The sequence below is a fragment of the Alcaligenes sp. GW821-FHT11D07 genome (assembly GCF_058808495.1).
This window is the reverse complement of sequence record NZ_JBXART010000001.1, coordinates 82,107-94,747: the sequence shown is the minus strand read 5'-3', so window position 1 is coordinate 94,747 and position 12,641 is coordinate 82,107. Positions and strand designations below refer to the sequence as shown.

The window sequence follows — 12,641 nt, the reverse complement described above, 5'->3', positions numbered from 1 at the left end:
CGGGTGCTTACTTAACTAAAACGTATTGACCGGGTGCGGGGCCTACAGGCGCCAAGCCTTGTTTGGCGGCGCCCATCTGGGGTGGCTTTACCTGCCCACCCGAACGCACTTTCAGCCAGTCAGCCCAAGCAGGCCACCAGGAGCCCTGATGCGAGCTGGCCTGATCCTGCCACTCGTCAACCAGAATGGGGGGCGTACCCGCTGCACGGGTATTGAGCTGATATTTGCGACGCGGATGGCCCGGTGGGCTGACAATCCCGGCGTTATGACCACCGGTGGTCAATACAAAGGTGATTTCGGCAGGCACCAGGTAGTGCAATTTGTAAACGGAACGCCAGGGCGCCACGTGATCGGAAACCGTGCCCACACAAAAAACGGGCAAATTGATGTGTGACAGAGAAACTTGACGGCCTTGAACGGGATAACGGTTTTGGCTTAAATCATTATTCAAATACAGGCGGCGCAAATATTGCGAATGCATAGTGGCGGGCATGCGCGTGGCATCCGCATTCCAGGCCATTAAATCATTCATGGGGCGACGATCGCCCAATAAATATTTATTAACCATGGGCGCCCACAATAAATCCGCCGAGCGCAGCATTTGAAAAGCCGCTTCCATTTGATTGGCACGCAAATAGCCTTCGTCGGCCATTTGCGATTCCAGCAGGCTGACCTGGCTTTCATCAATGAACAAGGACAAATCACCCGGTTCGGAGAAATCCGTCTGGGCTGCAAAGAAGGTTAGGGAAGCCAAGCGCTCGTCGCCATCGCGCGCCATTGCAGCGGCAGCAATAGCCAGCAAGGTGCCGCCCAGGCAATAGCCGGTAGCATGAATTTTCTGGCCAGGGACAATGGCATTGACGGCATCCAGACTGGCTTTCCAGCCCAGGCTGATGTAATCGTCCATGCCAAAGGCGTGGTCTTCGGCACCCGGATTTTTCCAGGATAGGCAAAACACCGTATGACCTTGGTCGACCAAGTACTTAATCAAGGAATTTTGCTGCGAAAGATCCAGGATGTAGTACTTCATAATCCAGGCCGGCACGATCAAAATTGGCTCTGGATGAACCTGTTTAGTCGTCGCTGTGTACTGGATCAATTCAACCAGTTCATTGCGCAGCACCACCTTGCCGGGAGTGGCAGCCACATCTTGCCCGACTTTGAAATCTTCAGCACCCACTGGTGGCTCGCCGGCACACTGGGCCTGCATATCCTGCTGCCAATGCGCCAGGCCACGGCTGAAGTTATCTCCTTGTTCGGCAAGGGTTTTATCCCATACCAACGGATTGGTCAGCGCAAAGTTGCTGGGGCTGAGCATGTTCAGCCATTGCTCTGCACCAAAGGCAACCAGTTTCTGATGATGAGGCTCCACACCAGACACGCCAGCGGTAGCCGTTTGCCACCATTCTTGCTGCGCTTGATAGGTCTGGCGCAATAAATTAAAAGGCCAACGATCCCAGGCGGGATCGGAAAAGCGGCGGTCTGTTTGGGCGGGGGGAGCCTCTTGAGAGGCGGTGGCCAGTTCATCGTTCCATTCGCGAAACAACTGTTCCCACTGGCTCAGGGCTAACTGGCGTAATTGTTCTTGTTTTCCAGGACTGAGGGCCAGATGGCGTATCCAGTCAATCCAGGCCATGAGCTGCGATTCGGGAGAGATGGAGCTCCAGATACGAGCCCAGGCGGCTCGGGCGGATGCGTCTAAATGTTCAGTCTGATCGATGGACTGCCTGGTTACCATTGCCACTCCGCAAAAAGTACACACAAAGAAAAAAGCAGATACGACTGCTTAGTCTTTTTAATAATACACCAGTTTACATCTAAACTTTTTGCATGCAGGTCATTTAGCAAAGCCCCCTAAAAAACCTTTGCGTTAGATCAAGTACATGACAGAAAAAAAACAGCCCGGGCAAGTCCCTTCGTTGTTATACCGTGCCTGATATGAAATAGGGTAAATAAAACATGCCTAAAAAGACTAAATAAGCGGGCTAAAAAGAGCAGGTTTTAAAAATAACAAAAACGGTGAAATATCTTGAAACAGTTGTTAAATCAAGGACTTGTCAGGCTAATTATTTCCTTATGAATATGACAAATCAAGCACGGCCCCAAAGGCCCCGCAAAACCGCCGCTGCCGCGGCCTGGCGCGGGGCTCACGGCCACGGCCTGATATACTGCAAGCCCCATATCTTGCCCATCCACACAGGATGACATGACAGACAAGCACCAAAATAAACCCCAAAAAAACGAAACCACACCCAAGCGACGCTACCTGCCTTCGGCAGAGCGCAAACGCGAGATCCTGCAAGCCGCTTTCGAAGAGTTTTCGCATCGGGGCTTTCTGGGCACCTCTTTGGAACGGATCGCCGCCCGCGCGGGAATTTCCAAGTCTGGCATCTACGCGCACTACAGCAGCAAGGATGAGGTTTTCGAGGACATGCTCCACACCACCTTGCTGCCGCCCGGCAACAACAGTTTTGAGCTGTCCGATACTTCGGATGCGGACACCCTGTCCTGTATCGTGGACGAATACCTCAATGAGCTGTACACGCGGCTGTCCAGTGCGGACGTGCAGGCCATGTTTCGACTGTTGATGACAGAAAGCGGCCGCGTGCCAGAATTGGCGCATTACTGGGGCCAGCAACTGATCAGCCAGAACTACACCGCGAATCAGGCGTTTTTTGATCTGGGCATACAACGGGGCCTTATCCGCCCCGACGTCAGCGCCTCCGACTACACCCTGGCCGCCTCCCCTTCCCTGATGTGGCTAATGGTTTTGCTGATCATGGGTCCTGAGAAATCGCCCGTGTCGTTTGAGGAAGTCCGTCTTTTGCACAAGCGCTTATTAATAGAGCGCCTGCAGCCGACCGCGGACTAAATGCGCACTACAAGCCTGTCCTTCAGGCTTGTACCTAGCCGAACCGGACTGACTCGCCCGTAAGTCGCCCACAGCAGCCCATAAGCATCATCAAGCTATCCATATAAGTGGGGCTGAGGGGCGCGCTACACTTGTGCCGAACTCTCATTCCCTCGAACACCAACTGCCCGTACAATAGTCGGTTGCAGTCCATTTTCAATGGGTTCCCTCACCCCATCCACCAAAAAGGTTCAGACATGACTCTGCCTACCGTGCCGTCTTCACGGCTGTCGTTCTATTTGCGGCTTTTAATTGCCTTTCACATTTTTATTGTGATTGCCAGCAATTACCTGGTTCAACTTCCCATTGAATTATTCGGCTTTCACAGCACTTGGGGAGCCTTCAGCTTTCCTTTCGTCTTTTTGGCAACGGACCTCACCGTTCGCCTGATGGGTAAAACCGAAGCACGTCGCGTGATTACCCGCGCCATGTTTCCTGCGCTGATTGCCTCTTATTTAGTGTCCGTGCTGTTTCATGAAGGCCATTTCAATGGCTTGCAGGCGTTAAGCGAATTCAACAGCTTTGTATTTCGAATTGCGCTGGCCAGCTTTGCCGCCTACGTGCTGGGCCAGTTGCTGGATGTGCAAGTGTTTGACCGCATCCGCCGTGATTACAAGCAATGGTGGATTGCCCCGGCAGCCGCGTCCATCTTCGGACAGGCGCTGGATACTCTGGCTTTCTTCGGCATTGCCTTCTGGCGCAGCAGCAACCCCTTTATGGCCGAACACTGGGGCGAGATTGCCATCGTGGATTACGTGATCAAGCTGGGCGTCAGCCTGCTCTTGTTCGTTCCCATGTATGGCGTACTGCTCAACTCTTTGATCAACACCATGAAGCGCCGTGCCCTGACAGCGGCACAGGTCAAGGCATGAAACCGCTCAACCCCACCCGCCGTGCGCTGGTTTTATTTTCTGGTGGCCAAGATTCAGCCACCTGCCTGGCATGGGCACTAGATCGCTTTGCCTTGGTCGAAACCGTGGGTTTTGACTACGGCCAACGCAATAAGGCCGAATTGCAGTGCCGCCAAATCTTAAGGGAAAAGCTCTGCCAGCAATTTCCCCATTGGGCTGAACGCCTGGGGCCGGATCATGTTCTGGATGCCAGCGTACTGGCTCAAATAGGTGGCAGCGCCATGACCGAATCCATGACGATGGCCATGCAAGAAGACGGTCTGCCCAATACTTTCGTGCCGGGTCGAAATCTATTGTTTTTTACCTTGGCTGGCGCTCTGGCCTACCGCCGGGATCTGGATACGCTGGTGGGTGGCATGTCCGAAACGGATTACTCCGGCTACCCGGACTGCCGCGACAATACGCTCAAAGCGCTGCAAGTCGCCCTGAGCCTGGGCATAGATCGCCCACTGACAGTAGAAACACCACTGATGTGGCTGGATAAAGCCGATACCTGGGAGCTGGCCCGCCAATTGGGTTCAGACACACTAGTGGAGCTGATCCGCACAGACAGCCATACCTGCTATCAGAACGAGCGCGACACCCTGCACGACTGGGGCTATGGCTGCGGCCACTGCCCGGCCTGTGAGCTGCGCGCTAAAGGCCACACTGACTGGAAGGCGCGGGGCTAAACAACTTGCCCTGCGAGTGCATCAACCTCATTCCAAAGATCTCTACCAAAAAGCCCTGCAAATTGCAGGGCTTTTTTTCTTGAGGTCGGGAGCAGCTTACAGCTGTGCTGGCTCTGTCTGCACTTGATACACCGGATAACGACGACACAAAGTCACGATTTTCTCTCGGATATCGTGCTTGATCTTGTCCAAGGTGCCAGTCTCGTAAGCATCCAGCACATCGCACAAGTAATGCGCCAGTTGCTCGCAATCAGCCACGTTAAAACCACGGGTCGTGACGGCTGGCGTGCCAATGCGGATACCTGACGTCACCATCGGGGAACGAGGGTCATTGGGGACCGAGTTTTTGTTCACCGTAATGTAGGCGTCGGCCAAGGCATCGCTGGCCTCTTGGCCGGTATAGGGCTTGTCTGCCAGATTAATCAGCATCATGTGATTGTCCGTCCCACCCGACACGATGACATGACCGCGTTGCATCAGTACCGCCGCCATCGCGCGGGCATTGCGCACTACATTTTGCTGATAGGTACGGAATTCTGGCTGCAGCGCCTCTTTGAAAGCAACCGCTTTGGCTGCGATCAAGTGCATCAACGGACCGCCTTGAACACCGGGGAAAACAGCGGAATTCAAGCGTTTGTAAAAGTCTTCACTTTGACCTTTAGCCAGAATCACGCCACCGCGCGGGCCACGCAGGGTCTTGTGAGTAGTACTGGTTACAACGTGCGCGTAAGGCAAGGGGCTGGGGTATTCGCCAGCAGCCACTAAACCTGCCACGTGCGCCATATCTACCCAGAACCAGGCGCCCACTTTATCTGCAATCTGACGCATACGCGCCCAGTCTTTCACGCGTGAGTACGCCGAAAACCCGCCAATCAACATTTTGGGCTTGGTTTCGATAGCGATGCGTTCCATCTCGTCGTAGTCGATCAGGCCGGTTTGAGTATCGACTCCGTAAGGAACAATGTTGTAAAGCCGCCCAGAAATATTGATGGGGTTGCCATGGGTCAAGTGCCCCCCTTGCGCCAGGTTCATACCCATTACTGTGTCACCGGGTTTGAGCAAGGCCAGAAACACGGCCGTATTGGCTTGAGCCCCGGCGTGGGGCTGCACGTTGGCATAGTCGCAATCAAACAAGGCTTTCAGACGCTCAATAGCCAGGCGCTCGGCCACATCCACAAACTCACAACCTGCGTAATAGCGCTTGTCAGGGTAGCCCTCGGCGTACTTATTGGTGAACACCGTGTTTTGCACCTGCATCACCAGCGGGCTGGCGTAGTTTTCCGATGCAATCAGCTCTACGTGGTCTTCCTGGCGGCTTTCTTCGCCTTGAATGGCCTGAGCCAACTCTTTGTCGAATTCAGCCAGGCTTAGTGTGTTGTCGTACATACATTTTCCTTAAAAAATTTCCGCTTGCGTCGCAGCCTTAGCCCTGGACGCCCCGTCAAACCAGACACACGCTCTAACCGTGCGTGCGTTCGAACTCGCGCATGAACTCACCCAGTGCCTGAACCGCATCCAAGGTGACAGCGTTATAGATGCTGGCGCGCAAGCCCCCCGTTGATTGGTGCCCTTTCAAACCATGCAGGCCACTCTTTTGAGCTTTATCCGCAAATACACTATTTAAATTATTTTCAGCAATATGGAATGGAACATTATTGATAGATCGATAATCAGGCAAAACATCATTGATGTAAAAACCTTTACTTTCATCAATAATTTCATAGAGCATTTTTGATTTTTTCTTATTTATTTCATGCAGTACTTCTATTCCACCGGAGCGCTCAATCCATTCCAGAGTTAAGCCTAAAACGTACCAGGAAAAGGTAGATGGCGTATTTAGCAAGGATTGTTTTTTCGCTTGTATGGAAAAATCCAACGCCTGTGGTGTTCCAGGCAAAGGCTTGTCTAAAATAGCAGGATTAAGCAAGACGACCGTCACGCCCGCAATGCCCATATTCTTCTGGGCCGAGGCATAAACCAAATCGTGCGCTGAAATGTCAAGTGGCTTTGACATCAGGCTGGAGCAGGCATCACAGACCAATGGAATAGGTGATACGGGTGCGGCGGGAAATTGCAATCCCTGTGCGGTTTCATTTTCTGTGTAATGCAAGTAAGCCGCATCCAGATTAATATTAGATTCATTAATATCGGGAATACGATCAAATCCACTTTCATGAGAACTGGCGATGATACGCACGTTCCCATATTGCCTGGCTGCATTAGCGGCTTGTTCCGACCATAAACCTGTATGTATATAGTCCGCTGTATTTTTTGTATGGAACAAATTCATCGGGATCTGAGAAAACTGCAAATAAGACCCACCTTGTAACAGCAGGACGTGATAGTCCGACGGAACAAGCAAAATGCGACGCAAAGCGGACTCAGTGCGCTGGGCGAAATCCATGAACGGCTGAGAGCGGTGGCTGATTTCCATCACAGACACACCTGTGCCGGCAAAATCGAGCAGTTCATCACGCACTTGCAATAGAACATCCATCGGCAAGGCGCTAGGTCCTGCACTGAAGTTAAAGGGTCGGGACATATTTGCTGAGATCCTGTACAAACCTGAACGCCGAAACAGGCCCCTATTTCGGCAAAGACAATCAAGTCTACGAGCACAATGGTCTGACTAGTCAGACCATTATTATTCCCTGGAGCAGACCGCATGACGCGTTCGTTTGAACTGGACACCTTGAAGATGCGTCTTAACGATGACGAACTTCAATCCCTGGATCTTCACCAGCGCATTCAGCGCGCCTTGCGTGCACTGATTCTGGATGGGGCCCTTGGTCCAGGGGTCAAGCTGCCTGCCACTCGTTCGCTGGCCAAGTCTTTAAGCATGGCTCGCGATACGGTTGAAAATGCCTATGTCCAATTGCACCGCGACGGCTTTATCGTGCGGCGTGAAGGCTCGGGCAGCTATGTTTCCGAGTCGGTAGGGACCGAGCTGCGTGGCAGCGCCTACCGACGTCTAAAGGCCCAGGACCTGAAGCGCAGCGTTATGGAACCGGGCACCGGCCTGAGCCGCCGAGGCCGCGCCGTTTTTGAAAGTGGTGGCATTGCTGACCAGCAAACCATCAAGGCCTTTGCAACTGGCCTGCCCGAAACCCGCAACTTCCCCACCGACGTCTGGGAGCGCTTGCAGCGTCAAGCCATGAAAGACTTTCGGGCCAATATCCTGTTGCACGGCGACCCTCAGGGGACCGAGTCTTTGCGCAAAGCGATTGCCGTCTACCTGAATCTGGAACGCGGCGCCAAGGTGTCGGCGGATCAGATCTTGATTCTGAGCAGCACCCGGCAAGCTTTGTTTCTGTGTGCTCAGCTCCTGGTGGACGCGGGCAAACCTATTTTGGTGGAAAACCCCGGCTACTTCGGGGCGCGCAAAGCCTTTGAGGCAGCTGAAGCTCGTATCGTGCCTATCGGCGTGGACGAACAGGGCCTGCGCACGGAACTGCTGCATGAGGATCGCAGCGGGGCAAATTGCATTTATGTCACCCCTTCCCATCAATACCCCACGGGGGCCACCTTGTCCTTGGAGCGGCGTCTGGAACTGATTCGCTGGGCTGCTGAAAATAGCCGCTGGATTCTGGAAGACGATTACGACAGCGAATTTCATTACGACGGTTTGCCGACTGCTTGCGTACAGGGCCTAGACAAGTACCAGCGCACCATTTATTTGGGCACCTTCAGCAAAACCCTGTATCCGGGGCTGCGCATGGGCTATATGGCCTTGCCGCCGGAACTGGTCAAACCATTTACGCAGGCCCGCAGCATTATGGATGGCCACACGCCGCAGATTTTGCAGCTGACACTAGCGCGCTTTATGGAGGACGGCCATTACAACTCCCACATCCGAGCCATGCGCAAGCTATATACAGGGCGACGGGAGATCATGCTGGAGGCCATCGAGCAACACCTGCAAGGCATTGTTCGCGCTGCCAAACCTGAAGGTGGGCTGCAAATACCCTGCTTTCTGGAACCCGGCTGGACTGAAGAACATACTTTGCGCCGCGCTCTTAGTGCGGGAGTCTTGCTGCCCGGTTTAAGTCGCTTGTACGTAGGTGAGGAAAAACAACAGGGCTGGTTACTCGGCTACGCCTCTTTAACGGCGTACGAAATTGAATCCGCCATGTTGCGTCTGGCCAACGCATTACGCCAAGGCAAGGGCTAAGCGCAAGAGCTCAGTACATCAAGGGGTATCGCCGGTTCAGGTCGGCGACCCCTTCCAAAATGGCATTCTCGGTTCGTGGATTACGCGCTCCACTGCGCACGCCGCCCAACAAAGCCAGGATCATGTCGCCAATTTCTTTGAAGTCGTCCTCGCCCAATCCCCGAGTCGTACACGCAGCGCTACCGATGCGTATGCCTGAATACGCACCATTCATTTGCTCATAGGGCACACGGTGCTTACTCAAGCTGATTCCCAACTGGGCCAGAACCCGCTCAACCAAAGGACCAGACAACTCCCAGGGGCGCAAATCCACCACACCGAAATGACAATCTGTACCACCAGACACTACTGTCAGTCCGCCTTCAGACAAGCGTCGGCACAGGCTGCGCGCATTGGCGATCACTGCTTGGGCATAGACTTTATAAGAGGGGCTCATGGCCTCTCCCAAGGCCACGGCCTTGGCGGCCATGATGTTCAGCAAAGGTCCACCTTGTAGCCCTGGGTACACGGCCTGATTCAAGCGCTCTGCCAGCTTGGGTTCGTTGCACAAAATAATGCCGCCCCGCGGGCCGCGTAAGGTTCCGTGCGTCGAGAAGGTGGTGACGTGCGCATGCGCTACGGGCGACTCCATCAAACCAGCAGCCACCAGACCTGCGCTGTGCGCCAGATCCACCATCAAATACGCATTGATCTCGTTGGCGATATTTCTGAATTCAGCAAAATTGGGGGTACGCGAGTAAGAGGAACCCCCCGCAATAATCAGACGTGGACGCTCTCTGTGCGCCATGGCACGAACTTCGTCCATGTCTACCCACTGGGTCTGGCGATCTACGCCGTAAGCACAGGTCTGAAACCAGCGGCCAGACACATTGAAATGGGAACCATGGCTAAGGTGACCACCAGCACATTGATCCAACGACAAAATCGTGTCGCCAGGTGACAACAGAGCCAAATACACCGCCAGATTGGCCTGACTGCCCGAGTGCGCCTGCACATTGGCATACGCGGCCCGAAACACGGACTTGGCGCGTTCAACGGCTAATTCTTCAGTTTGATCCGCCTGCTCGCAGCCGCCATACATTCTTTGGCCAGGATAGCCCTGTGCCTGCTTATTGCTTAACAGGGAACCCTGTACATCCAGCACCGATCGGCTCAGGTAATTCTCCGACGCGATCAATTCAATGGTGTGTTGTTGCCGACGTCTCTCGGCTTCGATGATGTCCCAAAGATTGCGGTCGTTTTGCTGTAGAAACTGCGAACCCACCAGAGGCAGGTGGTGGGTGTCGCCACCGGCAAGACTCTTCATTCGAGTTCCTATTTCGATATTGGCAACGTCGGATTCGTGGCTGCTTTCCAGGCACGACGGCAAAAGCATTTGCCCTGACAGGACGATTCCAAGGGCGAAAGATGAACATCCTATTCTGTTTAGTGCCCTCTTAAACAGTCCATTAAAAATTAATTCACCAGACCACTTTTAATTATTGTTATTTGAATAAACATTTAAAGCATAAAGCGCTTGAAAACCGCTAAAAACAAGCCCTCACGCCAATTCCGACAAAAGAAGTCAAGAATTAAAACTGTCATGCAATATTTATTTTTAAGTGGTCTGTTAAATGATCTTGAAATGGTCTGTCATTTATTGTCATAGGATCATTAGAATGCAGCCAACGAATACTCAACGCCCATACATCTAAACACTCAAGCAGATTATCACTTTTTTCGAATCTGAAAACTAAAAAATCATCCGCCATTTTCCCATAACTACAGGAAGTGCCATTGCTTTATCGGCAGTTCAACCAAGCTGATTCCGCAGAACTTGACTAACCCGGTTACGGGTTTTTTTGGGCCCGGTGCATAAAGAATCAGAAGATCCTTTTAAACCTGCGAATTTCCATTTGGAAATAAAGACGGGTGGAATAACGAAACGACTGTTCATTTCGAACAGATCGCAATCAACAGCAAGGAAGTTTGAAATGACAATCAAAAGTTACGAAACAGATGATGCCGTACGAAATATGCTGCAAAAACTGTCTGTACTGTGGAAAAATCGCGCTGCCGTAAATCAGGAATTGCCTGATTACGACAATTTGGCTTTCGATGCCAGCAAAGCAGACTTTAGCGAATGCCTGCTGCCTTTCCGTGAGCACCAAGCCTGGCTGGAAGCTCCTGAAGAATTGAAATCGCAGTGCTTGTCCTACGCCTGGGGTATTTACAACCTGAAGACCATTTACGTTGAGTGCAACGTGGTCACGCCTTCTTGCGAAGACATCATCAAGACGCCGCCACCCAGCGCCAACCGCAATCTGCTGCAAGATGTCATGTCCCAGGCTTTGCTGGACGAAGCGCTGCACACCCGCATGTCCATCATGGCCTGCAACTACATCTACTCCATGCGCGGCCTGCAGCCCCTGGATTTCACCAACTTCAACCTGGTGCAGTGGCGCAATGAAATCCTGAGCCACTGCGGTTCTGAATCCGAGCGTCGCCTGACCCGCTTTGCCATTGCCTGCGCGTCCGAGACCCTGATTACCGACTATCTGAAAACGATGGCCGAAGACAAGAGCATCCAGACCATTTGCCACGAAGTCACTCGCACCCACGCCATGGACGAGTGGAGCCACTCCAGCGTGTTCAGCTTTGTTGCGTCGGACATCATTCACGGCCTGAGCCAAAAAGAGCGTGAGCACATGCGCGCCGTTATTTTGCGCACCGTCGAAATGTTCGCCAACAACGAAATGGGCGCCTGGGAAAAAGTGTTCTCCATGGTGAAATTCCCCAATGCACGCGACATTTTGCATGACACCGGCGACTCCAACGAAATTGGCGTATACACCGGTTCGGTTGAAAGCCTGATCGAGCGTATTGGCTTGAACAGCAAGTCCGGTACGGCTCAGCCAGAAGCCGAGCAACAGGAGGCGCTGCAATGACAGCCATGATTCAGGCGCGCTGCGAGACCGTTCGCCCCGAGGCCGGAAACGTCAAAGTATTCACCTTGCGTGTGCAAAGTGGCCACTTTGATTTTCTGAAGGCCTTGCAGGCGGGCAAGCATGTCGCCCTGAGCTACCCCGATACCGGCGGCACCCTTCAACAGCGTATGTATTCGATCACTCGCATGGCCGATCCAGACCTGATTGAAATTGCCGTCAAAGGATCGGGACGCAACAGCGTCTCCGATCACTTGCACGCCACCCTGTGCGAGGGCATGACCGTGCCTTTGCAGTACGTGGCGGGCGATATCTCGGTGGACTCTATTGTGGGTTACGAGCGTATCGCCATGATCGCAGGCGGCATTGGCATTACCCTGCCCATTGCCCTGCTGCGTGAACTGGCGGCGCGAGCCCAGGACGGCTTGCCTGTACCAAAAGTGCATTTGCTGCTCAGTATTGCCCGTATTGCCGATATTCCCTTTCTGCATGAACTGCTGCAACTGGATCTGACCACCAGCTGGTTCACGCTGACCGTGTTTGTCACCCAAGAAAAAATCCGCGATAGCGCTCATTTCAAAGTGGGTCGTCCCTCCTTTGAAAATATGGAGCAGCTGCAAAACCCCCAAGCGGTGGTGATTTGCGGCAGCCACGGATTTGCTCAGGCATTGCGCGAATACACCATTCAGGCGCACCCTATCTCGCATATGTTGATCGAAGCGTTTTCCCCACCCGTACATTCCGGCGTGGAAGTTGTGCCCGAAGAAGGCAGCGCTCCCTTGCAGATCAATGTGCGCAGTACGGGGCAAACGATTTCGCCCGAGCCGGGCAGCAGCTTGCTGGAAATGCTTGAAGCGGCCGATGTACCTATCCGCAGCCAGTGCCGCTCCGGCATTTGCGGCGCGTGCCGGGTACAAATTTCTGACGGCGAATACCGCTCTGAACCGGATTTTTGCCTGAGTGATCAGGACAAAGCCCAGGGCCACGCGCTGGCATGTTGCACCTTCCCCGTATCGGGTGCCCTGACTGTAGACATCGGTACCACGAGCTGAC

The 12,641-nt window shown here is 53.3% G+C and carries 10 protein-coding genes; 6 read left to right on the top strand and 4 right to left on the bottom strand.

Annotated elements, in window-relative coordinates:
* Positions 1-7 precede the first annotated feature (7 nt).
* Positions 8-1,738, bottom strand: a complete 1,731-nt coding sequence (locus AC1RSM_RS00460; RefSeq protein ID WP_492928400.1) for a PHA/PHB synthase family protein — start codon at positions 1,736-1,738, stop codon at positions 8-10.
* Between the two features lie 468 nt (positions 1,739-2,206).
* Here AC1RSM_RS00460 and AC1RSM_RS00455 point away from each other — a divergent pair, with 468 nt between their 5' ends.
* From AC1RSM_RS00455 to queC, 3 genes are all read left to right on the top strand, one after another.
* The gene (locus AC1RSM_RS00455; RefSeq protein WP_492928399.1) at positions 2,207-2,872 is read left to right on the top strand and encodes a TetR/AcrR family transcriptional regulator; all 666 of its coding nucleotides are present in this window, start codon (positions 2,207-2,209) and stop codon (positions 2,870-2,872) included.
* A gap of 236 nt (positions 2,873-3,108) precedes the next feature.
* A complete protein-coding gene (locus tag AC1RSM_RS00450) occupies positions 3,109-3,783 on the top strand; it encodes a 7-cyano-7-deazaguanine/7-aminomethyl-7-deazaguanine transporter (RefSeq protein WP_492928397.1) in 675 nt (224 codons plus the stop codon).
* Positions 3,780-4,493: a 7-cyano-7-deazaguanine synthase QueC gene (gene queC / locus AC1RSM_RS00445; protein ID WP_492928394.1), complete on the top strand. Its 714-nt coding sequence runs from the start codon at positions 3,780-3,782 to the stop codon at positions 4,491-4,493. The genes AC1RSM_RS00450 and queC overlap by 4 nt, the downstream gene beginning before the upstream one ends.
* A 96-nt stretch (positions 4,494-4,589) precedes the next feature.
* On the opposite strand, the gene glyA (AC1RSM_RS00440) is transcribed toward queC, so the two are convergent.
* The gene (glyA, locus tag AC1RSM_RS00440; protein WP_492928392.1) at positions 4,590-5,879 is read right to left on the bottom strand and encodes a serine hydroxymethyltransferase; all 1,290 of its coding nucleotides are present in this window, start codon (positions 5,877-5,879) and stop codon (positions 4,590-4,592) included.
* Between the two features lie 73 nt (positions 5,880-5,952).
* Positions 5,953-7,035, bottom strand: a complete 1,083-nt coding sequence (serC, locus tag AC1RSM_RS00435) for a 3-phosphoserine/phosphohydroxythreonine transaminase (RefSeq protein WP_492928390.1) — start codon at positions 7,033-7,035, stop codon at positions 5,953-5,955.
* A 123-nt stretch (positions 7,036-7,158) separates the two neighbouring features.
* On the opposite strand from serC, the gene pdxR reads away from it, so the two are divergent.
* A complete protein-coding gene (pdxR, locus tag AC1RSM_RS00430) occupies positions 7,159-8,664 on the top strand; it encodes a MocR-like pyridoxine biosynthesis transcription factor PdxR (RefSeq protein ID WP_492928387.1) in 1,506 nt (501 codons plus the stop codon).
* 10 nt (positions 8,665-8,674) lie between these two features.
* Here pdxR and glyA (AC1RSM_RS00425) read toward each other — a convergent pair whose 3' ends face one another.
* Complete coding sequence (glyA, locus tag AC1RSM_RS00425) at positions 8,675-9,970, bottom strand: serine hydroxymethyltransferase (RefSeq protein WP_492928384.1); 1,296 nt, start codon at positions 9,968-9,970, stop codon at positions 8,675-8,677.
* A 667-nt stretch (positions 9,971-10,637) separates the two neighbouring features.
* Between glyA (AC1RSM_RS00425) and AC1RSM_RS00420 the strand changes: the two genes are divergently transcribed.
* Together AC1RSM_RS00420 and AC1RSM_RS00415 are read left to right on the top strand one after the other, a co-directional pair.
* On the top strand, positions 10,638-11,591 hold the full coding sequence (locus tag AC1RSM_RS00420; RefSeq protein WP_492928382.1) for an AurF N-oxygenase family protein: 954 nt from the start codon (positions 10,638-10,640) through the stop codon (positions 11,589-11,591).
* Complete coding sequence (locus AC1RSM_RS00415) at positions 11,588-12,640, top strand: 2Fe-2S iron-sulfur cluster-binding protein (protein WP_492928380.1); 1,053 nt, start codon at positions 11,588-11,590, stop codon at positions 12,638-12,640. Before AC1RSM_RS00420 ends, AC1RSM_RS00415 begins: the two co-directional genes overlap by 4 nt.
* Position 12,641: the final 1 nt, after the last annotated feature.